Source organism: Sphingomicrobium clamense (assembly GCF_019264355.1).
Taxonomy (GTDB): domain Bacteria; phylum Pseudomonadota; class Alphaproteobacteria; order Sphingomonadales; family Sphingomonadaceae; genus Sphingomicrobium; species Sphingomicrobium clamense.
The window spans coordinates 788,559-806,838 of sequence record NZ_JAHVAH010000001.1; the positions used below are offsets into that span (position 1 = coordinate 788,559).

An 18,280-nucleotide genomic window follows, 5' to 3' on the forward strand; every position below is an offset into this window, starting at 1 on the left:
CACGACATATGAGCATTCTCGTCGACAAAAATACCAAGGTCATCACCCAGGGGATGACCGGCGACACCGGCACCTTCCACACGCAGCAGGCGATGGACTACGGCACCAATATGGTCGCCGGCGTGACCCCCGGTAAGGGCGGTCAGGAGCATCTCGGCCTGCCCGTGTTCGACACCGTCGCCGAGGCGCGTGACGCGACCGGCGCGGACGCCTCGGTCATCTACGTTCCGCCCCCCTTCGCGGCGGACTCGATCCTCGAGGCGATCGCGGCGGAAATCCCGCTGATCGTGGCGATCACCGAAGGCATTCCGGTGCTCGACATGGTCAAGGTGAAGCGCGCGCTGCAGGGCTCGAAGTCGCGCCTGATCGGCCCGAACTGCCCGGGCGTCCTGACGCCGGACGAATGCAAGATCGGCATCATGCCGGGCAACATCTTCTCCAAGGGCAGCGTCGGCGTCGTCTCGCGCTCGGGCACGCTGACCTACGAAGCCGTGTTCCAGACGACCAATGAAGGCCTTGGCCAGACCACCGCGGTCGGCATTGGCGGCGACCCCGTTAACGGCACCAACTTCATCGACGTGCTCGAACTCTTCCTCGCCGACGATGCCACCGAGAGCATCATCATGATCGGCGAAATCGGCGGCAGCGCCGAGGAAGAAGCCGCCGCCTTCCTCGCCGACGAAGCCAAGAAGGGCCGCAGCAAGCCGACCGTCGGCTTCATCGCCGGTCGCACCGCGCCTCCGGGCCGTCGTATGGGCCATGCCGGCGCGATCGTGTCGGGCGGCAAGGGCGACGCGGAATCGAAGATCGCGGCGATGGAAGAAGCGGGCATCCGCGTCTCGCCGAGCCCCTCGGAACTGGGCACCACGCTGAAGGCGCTTTTGAACGGTTAGGGAACGGACCCACCTTCCCCTTCATTGCCCTCCTGAAAAGGCAGGAAATACATGGACGCGATGAGCGTGGAACGCGAACAGGGACCCAGCTGGGCCCGCGACAATTGGCCGATCTCCGAACTGGACGACGCCAATCTCGGGCTCGATCCTACACAGGCGACCCTCGAGGAGGTGAAGGAAAAGGTCGCGGCCGCGATCCAGCAAACCGCCGGTGCGTCCGCCGCGACCGACATCGACGTCCAGAAGGCGGCCGACGCCTCGATCCGCGCGATGATGCTCATCCGCACCTATCGCGTGCGCGGCCATCTCGCCGCGCGGCTCGACCCGCTCGGCCTTGCGCACCACGAGTTTCCCAAGGAACTGACGCCCGAATGGCACGGCTTCACCTCGCTCGACGAGAAAGTCTGGCTGGGCGGCGTGCTCGGCTTCCAGAAGGCCTCGATCGCGCAGATCGTCGGCGTGCTCCAGGCCAATTATTGCGGCACGGTCGGCGTCGAATATATGCACATCAACGACCTAGAGGAGCGCCGCTTCCTCCAGGATCGGGTCGAGGGCAAGGACGCCGAAATCCACTTCACCCCCGAGGGTAAGCAGGCGATCCTCGCCAAGGTCATCGAGGGCGAGCAGTGGGAAAAATTCCTCGCGCGCAAATATGTCGGGACCAAGCGTTTCGGGCTCGACGGCGGGGAATCGATGATCCCGGCGCTCGAAGCGGTCATCAAATATGGCGGCCAGATGGGTGTCACCGAGATGACCATCGGCATGGCGCATCGCGGGCGCCTAAACGTGCTCGCCAACGTGATGGGCAAGCCCTACCGCGCCATCTTCCATGAATTTGCGGGCGGCGCGTCTAACCCCGAGGATGTCGGCGGGTCGGGCGACGTCAAATATCATCTCGGCACGTCGAGCGACCGCGAATTCGACGGCAACAATGTCCACCTGTCGCTCGTGCCCAACCCCTCGCACCTCGAGGCGGTCGATCCGGTCGTGCTGGGCAAGTGCCGCGCGGTCATGACGCTGCGCGGGGACAAGCATGGCAAGACGGTGCTGCCGATCCTGCTTCACGGCGATGCCGCCTTCGCCGGGCAGGGCATCGTTGCCGAATGCCTGATGATGAGCGGGCTGCAGGGCTATGCCACGGGCGGCACGCTCCATTTCGTCATCAACAACCAGATCGGCTTCACCACTAGCCCGCAATTCGCGCGCTCTTCGCCCTATCCGAGCGATATCGCCAAATCGATCCAGGCGCCGATTCTCCACGTCAACGGCGACGACCCCGAGGCGGTTACGTGGGCGTGCAAGGTCGCGATCGAGTATCGCCAGACCTTCGGGCGCGACATCGTCATCGACATGTGGTGCTATCGCCGCTTCGGCCACAACGAGAGCGACGAGCCCAAATTCACCCAACCGATCATGTATGACGCAATCGGCAAGCATCGCCCGATCAGCGAGGTCTATTCGGAGCGGCTGCGCGACGAGGGCGTGATCGACGGCGACTGGGCGTCGAGCCACCAGAGCGAGTTCGTCGCGCATCTCGAAGAGGAATTCGAGGCCGGCAACGATTACGAGCCCGCCAAGGCCGATTGGTTCGGCGGCCGCTGGGCCAATCTGACCGTTCCCGACGAGGACGACCGCCGCCGCAACACCGGCACCGCGATCGAGCCCGACTGCTACGATAAGCTCACCGAGGTGCTCACCCACGTCCCCGAGGATCTCGACATCCACAAGACGTTGGGCCGTATCCTCAAGGCCAAGAAGAAGGCGCTGACGACCGGCGAGGGTATCGACTGGGCGACCGGCGAAGCACTGGCGTTCGGCAGCCTCGTCCTCGACGGCTACCAGGTGCGCTTGTCGGGCCAGGATTCAGGCCGCGGCACCTTCTCGCAGCGTCACGCGGTCTGGGTCGACCAGAAGACCGGCGAAAAATTCATCCCGCTGCGCGAGATGCGCACCGGCGGGCCGCGGTTCGAGGTCCGCGACAGCCCGCTGTCCGAATATGGCGTGCTCGGCTTCGAATATGGCTATTCGATCGCCGATCCGATGACGCTCAATCTGTGGGAAGCGCAGTTTGGCGACTTCGTGAACGGCGCGCAGATCATGATCGACCAGTTCATCAGCTCCGGCGAGGCCAAGTGGCTGCGCGCGAGCGGTCTCGTGATGCTTCTCCCTCACGGCTATGAGGGGCAGGGGCCCGAACATAGCTCGGCGCGCCCCGAACGCTTCCTGCAGCTATGCGCGGAAGACAATATGCAGGTCTGCAACATCACCACGCCGGCCAACTATTTCCACGTGCTGCGCCGCCAGATGATGCGCGATTTCCGTAAACCCCTGATCATCATGACGCCCAAGTCGCTGCTGCGGCACAAGCAGGCGGTCTCGAACCGCGACGAGTTCGTCGGCGAAGGCCACTTCTTCCGCATCAAGTCGGATCTCAACCCGCCTGCGCCGACCGAGACCAAGCGCCTCGTCCTGTGCACCGGCAAGGTCGCGTACGAGCTGATGGACGCGCGCGACGAGGCGGGCGATGAGCACACGCAGATCGTGCGCATCGAACAGCTCTATCCCTTCCCGTCCGAGCCGCTGGTCAAGCGTCTCAAGGAAATGACCAATCTCGAAGAGGTGGTGTGGGCGCAGGAAGAGCCCAAGAACCAGGGCTATTGGTTCTTCGTCGACCCGCTGATCGAGCAGTGCCTCGCGGATGCGGGTCACGACATGCGCCCGATTTATGCCGGTCGCCCGCCCTCGGCATCGCCCGCGACGGGGCTGGCGAGCCGTCACAAGAAACAGCAGGCGGCCTTGATTGCCGACGCGCTCGGGCATAGTGCGACCGATACCGACAAATAAGGACGATCATTCCATGGCGACCGAAGTAACCGTTCCCACCCTGGGCGAGTCGATCACCGAAGCGACGGTGGGCGAATGGCTCAAACAGCCGGGCGACGCGGTCGCGCAGGACGAGCCGATCGCAAGCCTCGAAACCGACAAGGTGTCGGTCGAGGTGCCTTCGCCAGTGGCGGGCACGCTGAGCGAGCAGCTGGTCGCCGAGGGTGACACGGTCGAAGTCGGCGCGGTCATTGCCAAGATCGGCGAAGGCGCAGCGACGGGTGAGCCTGCCGCCGCCAGCGCGACCCCCGAGGAAGTCGCCCAGCCCGCGCAGGACCCGGGCCCCGAAGCCGAGGGCATCAGCGACGAGAGCGGTCCCGTGACCCTGTCGCCGGCCGTGCGCCGCGCGGTGCTCGAACATGGCGTCGACCCGAGCAAGATTACCGGCACCGGCAAGGACGGGCGCATCACCAAGGATGACGTGATCGCCGCTGCCAAGGCCAAGGACAGCGCGCCGGCCGCGAAGGCCACGCCGAGCCCCGCACCTGCGCCATCCAAGCCCGCCGCCAAGGTCGCGACCACGGGCGAGCGCAAGGAAGAGCGGGTCAAGATGAGCCGCATGCGCCAGACCATCGCCAAGCGTCTCAAGGATGCGCAAAACACCGCAGCGCTGCTCACCACCTTCAACGATGTCGACATGTCGGCGGTGATGGAAGCGCGCGCCAAATATAAGGATGTGTTTGCCAAAAAGCATGGCATCCGCCTCGGCTTCATGAGCTTCTTCGTGAAGGCCTGCGCGCTCGCCGCCAAGGACGTGCCCGCAGTCAACGCGCGCATCGGGGGCGACGAGATCGTCTATCACGACTATCTCGACGTCTCGGTCGCGGTTTCTGCTCCCAAGGGCCTCGTTGTCCCGGTCGTGCGCTCGGCCGACGCCATGAGCTTCGCCGAGATCGAGCTGACCATCGCCGACTTCGGCAAGCGGGCCAAGGAAGGCCAGCTCAGCATGGAAGAAATGCAGGGCGGTACCTTCACCATTTCGAACGGCGGCATCTTCGGATCGCTGCTTTCGACCCCGATCATCAACCCGCCGCAGTCGGCCGTGCTCGGCATGCACCGCATCGAGGAGCGCCCCGTCGCGATCGACGGCGAAGTCGTCATCCGCCCGATGATGTACCTGGCGCTCAGCTACGACCACCGCCTCATCGACGGCCGCGAAGCGGTCACCTTCCTCGTGCGCGTCAAGGAGGCGCTCGAGGATCCGATGCGCCTGCTGATTGATCTCTAGGTTTTCGCGCCTATTTGGCTTTTCGACGAGGGGCGGCTAGGGACGCCCGCGACTGACAAGACTCGCGCAAACGCGCTGCTGAGGTGATTGAAAATGGCTGAATTCGACTATGACGTTCTTGTGATCGGTGCCGGGCCCGGCGGCTATGTCGCTGCGATCCGCGCAGCGCAGCTCGGGCTCAAGACCGCATGCGCCGAAGGCCGCGAGACGCTGGGCGGGACCTGCCTCAACGTCGGCTGCATTCCGTCCAAGGCCATGCTCCACGCGTCGGAATATTATGACGCCGCCGCCAATGGCGCGATGGACGACATGGGCATCGAGGTCGCGCCCAAGCTCAATCTCGACAAGATGCACGGCCAGCGCCGCGATGCGGTGAAGGGCCTGACCGGCGGCATCGAATTCCTGTTCAAGAAAAACAAGATCGACTGGCTTAAGGGTTATGCCAGCTTCAAGGACGCGCATAGCGTCAAGGTCGCAGGCAAGACCGTGACCGCAAAGAACATCATTATCGCCACCGGCTCGTCGGTGACCCCGCTCCTGGGCGTCGAGATTGACGAGAAGGTCGTCGTCTCCTCGACCGGCGCGCTCGAGCTGGAGAAAGTCCCCGAGCATATGGTCGTCATCGGCGGCGGCGTGATCGGGCTCGAGCTCGGAAGCGTCTGGCGTCGCCTCGGCGCCAAGGTCACCTGCGTTGAATTCCTCGACGAAATCCTGCCCGGCATGGACGCCGACATCCGCAAGGAATCGCGCAAGATTTTCAAGAAGCAGGGCATCGAGTTCAAGCTCGGCACCAAGGTCACCGGCGTCGAAGTGAAGGGCAAGAAGGCCACGCTCACCATGGAGCCTGCCAAGGGTGGCGATAGCGAAACGCTCGAAGCCGACTGCGTGCTCGTCGCGATTGGGCGCAAGCCCAACACGGACGGCCTCGGCCTCGACGCGATCGGGCTGGAGGTCAACGAGCGCGGCCAGATCGAGACCGACCACGACTTCCGCACCGCGGTCGACGGCGTCTGGGCGATCGGCGACGTCGTTCCCGGCCCGATGCTCGCGCACAAGGCCGAAGACGAAGGCATCGCCTGCGCCGAAAATATCGCGGGGATGACCGGGATCGTCAATCACGCGATTATCCCGGGCGTTGTCTACACCAAGCCCGAAATTGCCGGCGTCGGCCTTACCGAGGAAGACGCCAAGGCTGAATATGGCGAGGTCAAGGTCGGCAAATTCCCGATGCTCGCCAACAGCCGCGCCAAGACCAATCACGAGCCCGACGGGCTGGTGAAGGTCATCTCGGACGCCAAGAGCGACCGCGTCGTCGGCGTATGGTGCATCGCCGTGCCCGCCGGCACGATGATCGCGCAGGCCGCGCAGGCGATGGAATTCGGCGCGACCAGCGAGGACATCGCCTATACCTGCCACGCCCACCCGACCCACTCCGAAGCGGTCAAGGAAGCGGCGATGGCAGTGCAGGGCAAGCCGATCCACATCTAGCGGACCGGGCGTGCGCGCCTAGTCGAGCAACGCTTCTACGAACCCGCGCCAGCCACCCGTCTCGGCGCGGGTTTGCTTGAGGTCGGTGGGACAGGCAAGGCAGCGGGCCTGGACGCCGCGCGTCTGGAGCAGGCCGCGCGCTTCACGGACCGCAGCCATCAGCCGCGCCTCGCTCGATCCGCCCATCCAGGCATAGGCGCTCGCGCCCTCCACCTCTTCGCTCGCCATCAGTCCGCGCAGGAAGGGCGGCAGGTCGCTGCCGCGCTCGAGCCAGCGCACGTCATGGTCCTCGCCCTCCAGCTCGGCCAGTTCGGCCGCGCGGGCGATCGCATCGTCGATGCCGCCGAAACTGTCGATCAGCCCCAGCTGCCGCGCGGTGCCGCCGTCGTAGACGCGTCCACCGGCCAGGTCGCGCACCGAGGCGACTTCCATGTCGCGATTGGCCGCGGTCAGCGCGAGGAAGCGGACATAGGTCTGGTCGACGCCCGCCTGCACCAGCCGGTCGGCAGCGTCGGAGGGTCCACCCAAGATGTCCGGTTCGCCCGAGAGCGGGGTGGTCTTCACCCCGTCGACGCCGATGCCGAGCTGGTCGAGCGTGCCTTCGAAGCTGGGGAAGATGCCGAATACACCGATCGAGCCGGTGATGCTCGCCGGTTCGGCCATGATCTCGTCCGCCGCCAGCGCGACCCAGTAGCCGCCCGAGGCCGCGACGTTGCCGAACGAGGCGACGACCGGGATGTCGGCGTCCTTGGCGCGCAGCACCGCCTGGCGAATGCGCTCGGAGGCGAGCGCGGAGCCGCCCGGGCTGTCGACGCGAATGACCAGCGCTTCGATCCCGTCGTCGACCGCGTCGTCGATCAAATTGGCGATGTCGGTGCCCGCGGCCGAGCCGACCGGCGCGCTGCCGTCGACGATGGTGCCCGCGACCGTCACGACCGCAATGTCAGCGGTCACGTCATTATCGACCTTGTCGGCGATATAGTCGCGCAAAGGGATGACCTTGTAGCCGTCGGGGTTCTTCTCGCTCGTCCCGCCCAGTTCGGCGAGCATGGCGTGCCATTCGCGGCGCGGGGCAAGCTTGTCGACCAGCCCCGCCGCCAGCGAGGCTTCGGCGAGATCGCCGTCTGCCGCATCGAGCGCGGCGACCGGGTCGGCGGCATAGGCGCGCACGTCGGCCTCGGGCCGGGCGCGCTCGACCGCGTCGAGCCAGTTTTCGAAGATTGCACCCGCAAGTTGCTGCGCATTCTCGCGCGCCTCGGGGCTCATGTCGGCGCGCTGGTAGGGCTCGACCGCCGATTTATAATCGTTGTCGCCCGCGCGGTAGATGTTGGCGGTGATCCCGAACCGATCCATCGCTTCGGCGAAATAGAGGTTGGACCCGCCCGGCCCCGCAAAGGCGACACCGCCCATCGGGTCGAGCCAGATTTCGTCGGCATGCACGGCGAGCTGGTAGGCGTCGTCCGAATAGCCGATCGCGTAGGCGGTGACCGATTTGCCCGCGTCGCGCACTTCCTGCAGCGCGTCGGCGACATCCTGGATCGCCACCTGTCCGCCGCCCAGAAACCCGTCGAGATCGAGCGCCACGCCCTCGACCCGGTCGTCCTCGGCCGCCGCGCGCAACGCAGCGACTAGGTCGCGCCGCTCGAATTCCTGCATCACGCCGCCGGTCAGCGCGGTGAAGGGGTCGACCTCCGCTGCTTCCTCGACGATCACGCCGTCGAGATCGACGTGCAGGATGCCGGCGTGGACCGGATCGGGCGCACCCTTGAGCACGGCGTAAAGCAGGGTGAAGAAGAGGATCATGAAGACGAGGACCATCGCGTCCTTGATCCCGACCAGCAGTTTCCATGCCCAACGCGCGAAACTCATAACGGCAAATCCCTTCGTGGTTCGCAGGCAACATAGGAAGCCAAAGCCGCTTTCCCAAGCGCAATTGGCTGGACTGTGCCTGTCGGTTCGACGTAGCGGCCTCGCCCATGGACGAACAGGCGGCATCACGGGGCAGCTGGCGGCATGAATTGCGCGCGACGATAGCGCTTGCCTGGCCGCTGATCCTCGCCAACCTGACCATGGCCACGATCCAGGCGATCGATACGTTCTTCATGGGACAATATGGCGCGCGCGAACTGGCCGCCGCCGCGCTCGGCATCAACCTCGGTTTCCTGCTTAACCTGGTCGGACTGGGCATCATCACGGCGGCCTCGCCGATGATGGCCAGCGCGCTCGGGCGCGGGGCGGGCAAGGTCAAGGACGTGCGCCGCACCTTCCGCCAGTCACTCTGGCTGGTGGTCACCATAACCGTTCCGATCTGGCTGCTGCTGGCCAATGCCGAGTGGGTCATCGGCTTGCTCGGCCAGGAGCCCTCGCTGGCTGCGGGTGCGCAGACCTTCCTCTACGGCTGGATGTGGTCGGCCTTCTTCTTCCTCGTCTTCAACGCGCTCCGGAATTTCCTCGCCGCGCTCGAGCGTCCGGGCTGGATCCTGATCATCTCGGCCGCGGGCATCCCGATCAACAGCCTGCTCGACTATATGCTCATCTTCGGCCGTCTCGGCGCGCCCGAGCTCGGCCTCTTGGGCGCGGGACTGGCGACGACCATCACTTGGGGTCTCATGGTGATCGCCACGGTGATCGTCGTGCTGCGCGATCCGCAATTCCGGCGCTACAACCTGTTCGCGCGCATCTGGCGCCCCGACTGGCAGCGCTATTGCCACATGTGGCGCCTCGGCCTGCCCATCGGCGCCTCTATGGGCGCGGAAGGCGGCGTGTTCGCCGCCGCCGCCTATTTGATGGGGCTGATCAGCGCGCAGGCGCTCGCCGCGCACGCCATCGCGCTTCAGATCGCCGCACTCAGCTTCATGGTGCCCTGGGGCATCGCGCAGGCCTCGACCGTGCGCGTCGGGCTCATGCTCGGGCGCAGCGACAAGGACGGCATCGCCCGCGCCGGCTGGTCGGCCTGGATGCTGGGCGTCGGCTTCATGAGCATGACGGCGGTGCTCATGTGGGTCTTCCCGCGCGAACTCGTCGGCATTTTCCTCGCCGACACGGCAGAAAATGCACCCGTCCTCGAATTGGGGGTCAGCTTCCTGATCGTCGCCGCCATCTTCCAGATCGTCGACGGCGCACAGGTGGTGGGGCAGGGCATCCTGCGCGGCCTTCACGATACGCGCGTGCCGATGGTCTTCACCTTCGTCGGCTACTGGTTCATCGGTATCGGCATCGCCGTCTGGCTGGGCTTCGAAGCCGGCTGGGACGGGGTCGGCATCTGGACCGGGCTCGCGGCCGGATTGGCGATCGTCGCGGTGCTGATGCTCGCGCGCTGGATGATGCGCGAGCGGCTGGGCCTGACCTCGGACGAGCCGAGCAAAAAAATCACTTCCTGAAGTGTTGACTAGTAGGAATGCGCAACCCACATGCGCTGCGACGTTGGCACTCGCCACATTAGAGTGCCAGTCGTGAAAATGTGTTCAACACCAAGAAAGAAGAGGGGCCCCATGGGTTTCAAACCGCTTCACGACCGTGTCCTCGTCCGCCGTGTCGAGGCCGAAGAAAAGACCGCTGGCGGGATCATCATCCCCGACAGCGCCAAGGAAAAGCCGCAGGAAGGCGAGGTCGTCTCGGTCGGTTCGGGTAACCGCGCCGAAAACGGCACCGTCACCCCGCTCGACGTCAAGGCCGGCGACAAGATCCTGTTCGGCAAGTGGTCGGGCACCGAGATCAAGCTCGACGGCGAAGACCTCATCATCATGAAGGAAAGCGACATTCTCGGCGTTCTCGCCTGAGCCTCGCTTGCCTCACTGACCAACCAAAATTCTAGGAGCTGAACAATGGCTGCCAAGGACGTAAAATTTAGCCGTGACGCGCGCGAGCGCATCATGAAGGGCGTTGACATTCTCGCCGACGCCGTCAAGGTGACGCTGGGCCCCAAGGGCCGCAACGTCGTCATCGACAAGAGCTTCGGCGCACCGCGCATCACCAAGGACGGTGTCTCGGTCGCCAAGGAAATCGAACTCAAGGACAAGTTCGAGAATATGGGCGCGCAGATGCTGCGCGAAGTCGCCAGCAAGACCAACGACGTCGCGGGCGACGGCACCACCACCGCCACCGTGCTGGCGCAGTCGATCGTGCAGGAAGGCATGAAGTCGGTTGCCGCGGGCATGAACCCGATGGACCTCAAGCGCGGCATCGACATGGCCGTCGCCAAGGTCGTCGAAGACCTGCAGAGCCGTTCGAAGCCGGTCGCCGGCAGCGAAGAAGTCGCGCAGGTCGGCATCATCTCGGCCAACGGTGACAAGGAAGTGGGTGAAAAGATCGCCGAAGCCATGGACAAGGTCGGCAAGGAAGGCGTGATCACCGTCGAGGAAGCCAAGGGTCTCGAATTTGAGCTCGACGTCGTCGAAGGCATGCAGTTCGACCGCGGCTACCTCTCGCCCTACTTCATCACCGATCCGGAAAAGATGCAGGTCGAACTCAACGACCCCTACATCCTGATCCACGAGAAGAAGCTCTCGAACCTCCAGGCCATGTTGCCGGTGCTCGAAGCGACGGTCCAGGCGGGTCGCCCGCTGCTGATCATCGCCGAGGACATCGAAGGCGAAGCGCTCGCGACCCTCGTCGTGAACAAGCTGCGCGGCGGCCTCAAGGTCGCGGCCGTCAAGGCGCCGGGCTTCGGCGATCGTCGCAAGGCGATGCTCGAAGACATCGCCATCCTGACGGGCGGCGAAATGATCAGCGAAGATCTCGGCATCAAGCTTGAGAACGTCACGCTGAACATGCTCGGCACCGCCAAGCGCGTCACCATCGACAAGGACAACACGACCATCGTCGACGGCGCCGGTGAAAAGGATGCGATCGAAGGCCGTACGGCTGCCATCCGCCAGCAGATCGAGAACACCACCAGCGACTATGACCGCGAGAAGCTCCAGGAGCGTCTCGCCAAGCTCGCCGGCGGCGTTGCCGTGATCAAGGTCGGCGGTGCCACCGAAGTCGAGGTGAAGGAACGCAAGGACCGCGTCGACGACGCGCTCCACGCGACCCGCGCCGCGGTCGAGGAAGGCATCGTTCCGGGCGGCGGTACTGCGCTGCTCTACGCCAAGTCGGCCATCGAAGGCCTCACCGGTGCCAATGACGACCAGACCCGCGGCATCGACATCGTCCGTCGCGCGCTCGAAGCCCCGGTTCGCCAGATCGCTTCGAACGCCGGTTTCGACGGCGCCGTGGTCGCCGGCAAGCTGGTCGATGGTGGCGATCCCACCATGGGCTTCAACGCCGCCAACGACACGTACGAAAACCTCGTGGCCGCAGGCGTCATCGACCCGACCAAGGTCGTGCGCACCGCACTGCAGGACGCCGCGTCGGTGGCCGGCCTGCTGATCACCACCGAGGCAACCGTCGCCGAACTGCCCGAAGACAAGTCGGCGGCCCCCGCCGGCATGCCGGGCGGCATGGGCGGCATGGGCGGCATGGACTTCTAGTCCTCCCCCAGCCTCAGGCTGTTACTCGGAAGGGGCCGCGTCTTCGGACGCGGCCCCTTCTTCTTTTGCGCCCTCCTCGTCGAGCATCGCGTCGATCTGTTCGAAGCGTTCTTCGTCCGCCTTGCTTGGCCGCTCGGGCTCGTCGCTCGAACAGGCGGCGAGGGCGGCGAGGCAGGCGAGGGGGAGGGGCAGGCGCATTACCTGATCATGAGCGATCAAGGCCGACTTTGCCAGCGGGGTCAGGGCGGCCTGACCCCGTCGGACCTGTCAGGCTTGCGCTTGCAGGCCGTCCGGCGGGACGGTGTCTCCTGCGATCAGCTTCGCTGCCGCAGGGCACCTTGCATAGAAAAAGGGGCCGCAGCGAACTGCGACCCCTTCATTGGACGAAGCTGAATAAGCTTCGACCCGGAAATTACATTTCCGAGTCGACTTCTTCAGCAGCTTCTTCCATTTCTTCGCCAGCGGCGTCCGCAGCAGCTTCAGCGTCGGCAGCAGCTTCTTCAGCATCTTCTTCGACGGCTTCGCCAGCAGCTTCCATGTCAGCTTCCGCTTCCATGGCAACGTCTTCGGCAGCTTCTTCGGTGGCTTCGGTTTCGGCTTCACAAGCCGCGAGACCGAGACCCATGGCCGCAACGGCCAGAATCATCTTCTTCATAATATATTCCCATTCCTTGCTTTGCGTGCCCGCTCACCGCGCGCACAAGGCACAGCCTGCCGTTTCAAGGGCAGGCCTGATTGCCGAAATAGAAGGTTCCGCACTGTCACGCAACGGACATTTTTGTCACCCCGCCAGAGGACTGTTGCGCCCAAGCAACTGCTTGACTGACATAAAGATTTCTTTATGTCTTTATGAATGAGCAAGAAAGCGGGCCTCTCAGCGACCTTTCACGCGCTGTCGGACATCAGCCGGCTGCGCATCCTGATGCTCGTCCGCTCGATGGAGCTCACCGTCGGCGAAGTCGCGCAGGTGCTGGGACAGAGTCAGCCGCGCGTCTCGCGCCACGTCCGCATCCTCGACGACGCCGGGCTCGTCCGCCGCCGCAAGGAGGGCAGCTGGACCTTCATCGAAGCCACCGGCAGCGCCCCGCTCGACGCTTTTTTTTACGAACAGGCGAGCAGCGACGACGTTGAAATCTTCACTGCCGACATGGGCCGGCTCCAGTCGATCCGTGCCGAGCGCGCCGATGCCGCCTCGCGCTGGTTCGATTCGCGCACCGAACGGTTCGAGCGCCTGCGCGCGCTCCACGCCCCCGAACGCGAGGTCGAGGACGCGGTCGTCGCCACGCTCGGCAAGACGCTCGGCACATTGGTCGATATCGGCACCGGCACCGGGCGCATGATCGAGTTGCTCGCCGCGCGCGCCGACAAGGTGATCGGCATCGACCGCAGTCCCGACATGCTCCGCCTCGCTCGCGTGCGCATCGACGAGGCCGGCGTCGGCAATGCCCAGCTGCGCCAGGGCGACATGACCGCGCTCCCGCTCAAGGATGGCAGCGCCGACACCGTCATCCTCCACCTCGTCCTCCATTATGCACACAGCCCGTCTGCCGCGCTGCAGGAGGCCGCGCGCCTGCTGCGCCCCGGCGGACGCCTGCTCATCGTCGATTTCACCGCGCATGACCGCGAGGAATTGCGTCGCGACCACGGTCACCAGCGGCTCGGCTTCTCCGACGAGCGGGTCACCGACTATTGCACTGCGGCGGGGCTCTCGCTCCAGGACATGCACACGATCGAAGGCGACCCGCTCTCGATCCGCCTGTGGACGGCCAAGGCGCCCGGCCGCGCCCGCACACGCAAGAAGGAGGCGGCGTGAACGACGATTCCCAATTTGACGTGATGTTCTCCGCCCCCAAGGGCGACATCGACGTCAGTTTCGAATTCTTCCCGCCACAGAGCGAGCAGATGCAGGACAAGCTGTGGTCCTCGATCGAGCGCCTTGCCCCGCTGGGCCCCCGCTTCGTGTCAGTGACCTACGGCGCGGGCGGCTCGACGCGCGAACGCACCCACGAAACCGTCAAGCGGATTGTGGAAGAAACCGACCTCACTCCCGCCGCGCATCTCACCTGCGTCGGCTCCTCGCGCGACGAGGTCGACGCCATCGCGCGCGACTATTGGGATGCGGGCGTGCGCCACATCGTCGCGCTGCGCGGCGACATCAGCGACGAAAATGGCATCCGCGAGGACGGCTACGCCAATGCCGCCGAACTGGTCGAGGGGCTGGCCAAGGTCGCGCCGTTCGACCTGTCGGTCGCCGCCTATCCTGAAGTCCACCCCGACGCCGAGACCGCCAATGCCGATCTCGACTTCCTCCTGCGCAAGATCGACGCAGGCGCCAGCCGCGCGATCACCCAATTCTTCTTCTCGCCCGAGCCCTATCTGCGCCTGCGCGATGCGCTCGCCGCCAAGGGGCGCGAGATCGAGCTGGTGCCCGGCATCCTGCCCGTCACCAACGTCGCGCGCGCCCGCGAATTCGCGTCCAAGTGCGGCACCGAGATCCCCGGCTGGCTCGACGCCCGCTTCGAAGGGCTCGACGAGACCCCGCGCGGGCGCGAACTGGTCGCGGCGATGGTCTCGGCCCACCTGTGCGGCCAGCTCTATGCCGAGGGCGTCCGCCACTTCCACTTCTACACGCTCAACCGCGCCGAGATGAGCTGGGCGTTGTGCCACATGCTGGGGTGCAAGGGATGAGCCGCGCAGAAGCCTTCTGGAACGCCGCCAAGGAGCGAATTCTCGTCAAGGACGGGGCGTACGGCACAATGATCCAGCGTCTGGGCCTCGACGAGGACGGCTATCGCGGCGAACTCGACCTTGATCGGGCGCAGCGGGGGAATAACGACCTCTTGAACCTCACCAGGCCGGACGCGGTGTGCGGCATCTGCCAGGCGTTCGTCGATGCGGGCGCGGACGTGCTCGCCACCAATACGTTCAACGCCAATGCGATCAGCCAGGCCGACTATGGCGCCGAGGCCTATGTCGCCGACATCAATCGCGCCGCCGCCCGCCTGACGCGCGAGGTGGCGGGCCCCGACCGTTTCGTGGTCGGCGCGGTGGGCCCGACCAACAAGACATTGTCGCTCTCGCCCGACGTCGAGAACCCGGCCTATCGCGAAGTCACTTTCGACGAGGTCGTTGCCTGCTACGAACAGCAGGTCGAGGCGCTGGCCGAAGGAGGCATCGACTTCGTGCTGGTCGAGACGATTTTCGACACGCTCAACGCGAAGGCCGCGATCGTCGCGACCAAAAACATCGAACGGCGTATCGGGCGCGACTTGCCGCTGATGATCTCGATGACGCTGACCGACCTGTCGGGGCGCAACCTGTCCGGGCATACGGTCGAGGCGTTCTCGACCGCCATCGCCCACGCGCGGCCCCTCACCATCGGGCTCAACTGCAGCTTCGGCGCCGCCGCCTTGCGCGCGCATCTGAAAACCATCGCGGCGAGCGCCCCGACGCTGGTCATGGCCTATCCCAATGCCGGGCTCCCCAACGATCTGGGCGAATATGACGAGGCGGCCACAGACACTGCGGCGCAGGTGTCCGAATGGCTCGACGAGGGTCTGGTCAATATCGTCGGCGGCTGTTGCGGCACCACGCCCGAGCATATCGCCGCCATCGCCGCCGCTTGCGAGGGCGCGACGCCACGGGCGCCTGCGTCCCCCGACCCGGCCATGAACCTCGCCGGGCTCGAACCGATGAGGCTCGCCAGCTAGATGAGCGACAATCTCTCCAGCCGCTTCGTCATGGTCGGCGAACGCACCAACGTCACCGGCTCGGCGCGCTTCAGGAAGCTGATCGTCGCGGGCGATTACGACACGGCGGTCGAGGTCGCGCGCGACCAGGTCGACAATGGCGCGCAGATCATCGACGTGAACATGGACGAAGGCCTGCTCGACGGGGTCGAGGCGATGGGTCATTTCCTGCGCCGTATCGCCGCCGAACCCGACATCGCGCGCGTGCCGGTGATGATCGACAGCTCCAAATGGGAAGTGATCGAGGAAGGTTTGAAGACCGTCTCGGGCAAGCCTGTCGTCAATTCGATCAGCCTCAAGGAAGGCGAGGAAGATTTCCTCGAAAAAGCGCGCAAGATCAGGGATTATGGCGCCGCCACCGTGGTCATGGCGTTCGACGAGACGCGGCAGGCGGATACCAAGGATCGCAAGGTCGAGATTTGCGCGCGCGCCTACGACCTGCTGGTCGAAAACGGCTTTCCGGCCAGCGACATCATCTTCGACCCCAATATCTTCGCGGTCGCGACCGGGATTGACGAGCATCGCCGCTACGGCATCGATTTCATCGAAGCGTGCCGTGAGATCCGCGAGCGCTGCCCCGGCGTCCAGATCTCGGGCGGCCTCTCCAACCTGAGCTTCTCGTTTCGCGGTAACGAGCCGGTGCGCCGCGCGCTCCACTCGGTTTTTCTCTACCACGCCATTCCCGCCGGCCTGTCGATGGCGATCGTCAATGCGGGGCAGCTCGACGTCTATGACGAAATACCGCCAGAGCTGCGCGACGCGTGCGAGGACGTGCTGTTCGACCGTCGCGCCGACGCCACCGACCGGCTGGTCGAACTCGCGGAAAAATATGCCGGCGGCGGTGCCAAGAAGACCGAGCGCGACACGAGGTGGCGCGAGGCGGCGGTCGAGGAGCGGCTGGCCCACGCGCTGATCCACGGCATCGACGCACATGTCGAGGATGACGTGATGGAGGCGCATGCCAAGGCGGGCCGCGCCATCCGCGTCATCGAAGGGCCGTTGATGGACGGCATGAACCGCGTCGGCGACCTGTTCGGCTCGGGCAAAATGTTCCTGCCGCAGGTGGTGAAGTCGGCGCGCGTGATGAAGAAGGCGGTGGCGCGCCTATTGCCGCATATCGAGGCCGAGAATGAGGGCGGCGAGGGGGCTGCCAAGGGCAAGATCGTGATGGCCACGGTCAAGGGCGACGTCCACGACATCGGCAAGAATATCGTCGGTGTCGTGCTGCAATGTAACGGCTACGAGGTGGTCGACCTCGGCGTGATGGTCGGCTGGCCCGACATCCTCGCCGCGGCGCGCTCGTCCAGGGCGGACATGATCGGCCTGTCGGGCCTGATCACGCCCAGCCTCGATGAAATGGTCTCGGTCGCGGGGGAGATGGAGCGCGAGGGCCTCACAATGCCGCTGCTGATCGGCGGCGCGACGACCAGCCGCGTGCATACAGCGTTGAAGATCGCGCCTGCGCGTTCGGGCCCCGTGATCCACGTTACCGACGCCAGCCGTGCGGTCGGCGTGATGACCAAATTGCTCGGCGACGATGCGCAGCCCTATTTGGCCGAGATCGCCGCCGACTATGCCGATATCCGCGAGAAGCGGGGCAAGAAGGGCAAAGGCGCGATCGCTTCGCTCGAAGATGCCCGCGACAACCGCGCCGAGGTCGATTTCGCGCTGAAGCCGCCTGCGCCGGCGAAGCCGGGCCTCCACGTCTTCGACGACTGGCCGGTCGCCAAGCTACGCGACACGATCGACTGGACGCCCTTCTTCCGCAGCTGGGAGCTGCACGGCACCTATCCCGCAATCCTCGACGACGAAGTGGTGGGAGAGGCCGCGCGCTCGCTGTTCGACGATGCGCAGGCGATGCTCGACCGGATCGTCGCGGAGGATTGGCTTACCGCCAGGGGCGTCGTCGGGCTTTGGCCCGCTCGGTCGGAAGGCGACGACATCCTGATCGACGGCGGCACGCGACTCCCTTTCCTGCGCCAGCAGGTGAAGAAGCGCGAAGGCCGCTCGAACGACTGCCTGGCCGACTTTGTCGACACGTCCGGCGACCATCTCGGCGGCTTCGCGGTCGCGATCCACGGTGCGCACGATCGCGCCAAATCGTTCGAGGAGGCAGGCGACGACTATTCCGCGATCCTGTTGAAGGCGCTGGCCGACCGCTTGGCCGAGAGCTTCGCAGAAGCGATGCACGCCCACGTCCGCCGCGACCTGTGGGGCTATGCGCCCGACGAGCAGCTGACCAACGAGGCGCTGATTGCCGAGCAGTATCGTGGCATCCGCCCCGCGCCCGGCTACCCCGCCTGTCCCGACCACAGCTTGAAGCCGATCCTGTTCGACCTGCTTGGCGGCGATCCGGCAGGCATCTCGCTGACCGACAATTTCGCCATGTGGCCGGCCAGCGCAGTGTCGGGCTTCTATTTCGGCCATCCGCAGGCGCGCTATTTCGGCGTGGCGCGGGTCGGACGCGACCAGCTCGAGGACTATGCCGGGCGGCGCGGGGTCGATCTCGATACGGCCCAAAGATGGTTGTCGCCCAATCTCGACGAGAGCGCTGCACTCGGCTAGCGG

14 protein-coding genes are annotated in these 18,280 nt (G+C 65.4%); 11 read left to right on the forward strand and 3 right to left on the reverse strand.

What is annotated here, in order from left to right:
* Window positions 1-8 precede the first annotated feature (8 nt).
* The 4 genes from sucD (at window position 9) to lpdA (ending at window position 6,492) form a co-directional block, all read left to right on the forward strand.
* Window positions 9-893, forward strand: a complete 885-nt coding sequence (gene sucD, locus KTQ36_RS03905; RefSeq protein WP_218632435.1) for a succinate--CoA ligase subunit alpha — start codon at window positions 9-11, stop codon at window positions 891-893.
* A gap of 51 nt (window positions 894-944) precedes the next feature.
* The gene (locus tag KTQ36_RS03910) at window positions 945-3,737 is read left to right on the forward strand and encodes a 2-oxoglutarate dehydrogenase E1 component (RefSeq protein ID WP_425600726.1); all 2,793 of its coding nucleotides are present in this window, start codon (window positions 945-947) and stop codon (window positions 3,735-3,737) included.
* A 13-nt stretch (window positions 3,738-3,750) separates the two neighbouring features.
* A complete protein-coding gene (gene odhB / locus KTQ36_RS03915) occupies window positions 3,751-5,004 on the forward strand; it encodes a 2-oxoglutarate dehydrogenase complex dihydrolipoyllysine-residue succinyltransferase (protein WP_218632436.1) in 1,254 nt (417 codons plus the stop codon).
* A gap of 93 nt (window positions 5,005-5,097) precedes the next feature.
* Window positions 5,098-6,492, forward strand: a complete 1,395-nt coding sequence (gene lpdA, locus KTQ36_RS03920; RefSeq protein WP_218632437.1) for a dihydrolipoyl dehydrogenase — start codon at window positions 5,098-5,100, stop codon at window positions 6,490-6,492.
* A gap of 18 nt (window positions 6,493-6,510) precedes the next feature.
* Here lpdA and sppA read toward each other — a convergent pair whose 3' ends face one another.
* Window positions 6,511-8,361 carry a signal peptide peptidase SppA gene (gene sppA / locus KTQ36_RS03925; protein WP_218632438.1) on the reverse strand — a complete coding sequence of 617 codons (1,851 nt, stop codon included), beginning with the start codon at window positions 8,359-8,361 and terminating at the stop codon, window positions 6,511-6,513.
* Between the two features lie 107 nt (window positions 8,362-8,468).
* Here sppA and KTQ36_RS03930 point away from each other — a divergent pair, with 107 nt between their 5' ends.
* The 3 genes from KTQ36_RS03930 (at window position 8,469) to groL (ending at window position 11,963) form a co-directional block, all read left to right on the forward strand.
* A complete protein-coding gene (locus tag KTQ36_RS03930; protein ID WP_218632439.1) occupies window positions 8,469-9,872 on the forward strand; it encodes an MATE family efflux transporter in 1,404 nt (467 codons plus the stop codon).
* A 111-nt stretch (window positions 9,873-9,983) separates the two neighbouring features.
* Window positions 9,984-10,271, forward strand: coding sequence for a co-chaperone GroES (groES, locus tag KTQ36_RS03935; protein WP_218632440.1), 288 nt, complete (start codon window positions 9,984-9,986; stop codon window positions 10,269-10,271).
* 45 nt (window positions 10,272-10,316) lie between these two features.
* Complete coding sequence (gene groL, locus KTQ36_RS03940) at window positions 10,317-11,963, forward strand: chaperonin GroEL (RefSeq protein WP_218632441.1); 1,647 nt, start codon at window positions 10,317-10,319, stop codon at window positions 11,961-11,963.
* A 21-nt stretch (window positions 11,964-11,984) separates the two neighbouring features.
* Here the strand turns inward: groL and KTQ36_RS03945 are convergent, their stop codons facing one another.
* Both KTQ36_RS03945 and KTQ36_RS03950 read right to left on the reverse strand, forming a co-directional pair.
* On the reverse strand, window positions 11,985-12,161 hold the full coding sequence (locus KTQ36_RS03945) for a hypothetical protein (protein WP_218632442.1): 177 nt from the start codon (window positions 12,159-12,161) through the stop codon (window positions 11,985-11,987).
* Window positions 12,162-12,375: 214 nt separating this feature from the next.
* The gene (locus KTQ36_RS03950) at window positions 12,376-12,618 is read right to left on the reverse strand and encodes a hypothetical protein (protein WP_218632443.1); all 243 of its coding nucleotides are present in this window, start codon (window positions 12,616-12,618) and stop codon (window positions 12,376-12,378) included.
* Window positions 12,619-12,816: 198 nt separating this feature from the next.
* On the opposite strand from KTQ36_RS03950, the gene KTQ36_RS03955 reads away from it, so the two are divergent.
* The 4 genes from KTQ36_RS03955 to metH are packed head-to-tail and all read left to right on the forward strand — an operon-like array spanning window position 12,817 to window position 18,277.
* On the forward strand, window positions 12,817-13,776 hold the full coding sequence (locus tag KTQ36_RS03955; protein WP_218632444.1) for an ArsR/SmtB family transcription factor: 960 nt from the start codon (window positions 12,817-12,819) through the stop codon (window positions 13,774-13,776).
* A 23-nt stretch (window positions 13,777-13,799) separates the two neighbouring features.
* The gene (gene metF, locus KTQ36_RS03960; protein ID WP_218633812.1) at window positions 13,800-14,651 is read left to right on the forward strand and encodes a methylenetetrahydrofolate reductase [NAD(P)H]; all 852 of its coding nucleotides are present in this window, start codon (window positions 13,800-13,802) and stop codon (window positions 14,649-14,651) included.
* On the forward strand, window positions 14,648-15,673 hold the full coding sequence (locus KTQ36_RS03965) for a homocysteine S-methyltransferase family protein (protein ID WP_218632445.1): 1,026 nt from the start codon (window positions 14,648-14,650) through the stop codon (window positions 15,671-15,673). Before metF ends, KTQ36_RS03965 begins: the two co-directional genes overlap by 4 nt.
* Window positions 15,674-18,277: a methionine synthase gene (gene metH, locus KTQ36_RS03970; RefSeq protein ID WP_218632446.1), complete on the forward strand. Its 2,604-nt coding sequence runs from the start codon at window positions 15,674-15,676 to the stop codon at window positions 18,275-18,277.
* The last annotated feature ends 3 nt before the right edge of the window (window positions 18,278-18,280 follow it).

Coding starts and splice junctions, on each gene's coding strand:
- sucD (WP_218632435.1), top strand. CDS start 9: ATGAGCATTCTCGTCGACAAAAATACCAAGGTCATCACCCAGGGGATG.
- KTQ36_RS03910 (WP_425600726.1), top strand. CDS start 945: ATGGACGCGATGAGCGTGGAACGCGAACAGGGACCCAGCTGGGCCCGC.
- odhB (WP_218632436.1), top strand. CDS start 3,751: ATGGCGACCGAAGTAACCGTTCCCACCCTGGGCGAGTCGATCACCGAA.
- lpdA (WP_218632437.1), top strand. CDS start 5,098: ATGGCTGAATTCGACTATGACGTTCTTGTGATCGGTGCCGGGCCCGGC.
- sppA (WP_218632438.1), bottom strand. CDS start 8,361: ATGAGTTTCGCGCGTTGGGCATGGAAACTGCTGGTCGGGATCAAGGAC.
- KTQ36_RS03930 (WP_218632439.1), top strand. CDS start 8,469: ATGGACGAACAGGCGGCATCACGGGGCAGCTGGCGGCATGAATTGCGC.
- groES (WP_218632440.1), top strand. CDS start 9,984: ATGGGTTTCAAACCGCTTCACGACCGTGTCCTCGTCCGCCGTGTCGAG.
- groL (WP_218632441.1), top strand. CDS start 10,317: ATGGCTGCCAAGGACGTAAAATTTAGCCGTGACGCGCGCGAGCGCATC.
- KTQ36_RS03945 (WP_218632442.1), bottom strand. CDS start 12,161: ATGCGCCTGCCCCTCCCCCTCGCCTGCCTCGCCGCCCTCGCCGCCTGT.
- KTQ36_RS03950 (WP_218632443.1), bottom strand. CDS start 12,618: ATGAAGAAGATGATTCTGGCCGTTGCGGCCATGGGTCTCGGTCTCGCG.
- KTQ36_RS03955 (WP_218632444.1), top strand. CDS start 12,817: ATGAGCAAGAAAGCGGGCCTCTCAGCGACCTTTCACGCGCTGTCGGAC.
- metF (WP_218633812.1), top strand. CDS start 13,800: ATGTTCTCCGCCCCCAAGGGCGACATCGACGTCAGTTTCGAATTCTTC.
- KTQ36_RS03965 (WP_218632445.1), top strand. CDS start 14,648: ATGAGCCGCGCAGAAGCCTTCTGGAACGCCGCCAAGGAGCGAATTCTC.
- metH (WP_218632446.1), top strand. CDS start 15,674: ATGAGCGACAATCTCTCCAGCCGCTTCGTCATGGTCGGCGAACGCACC.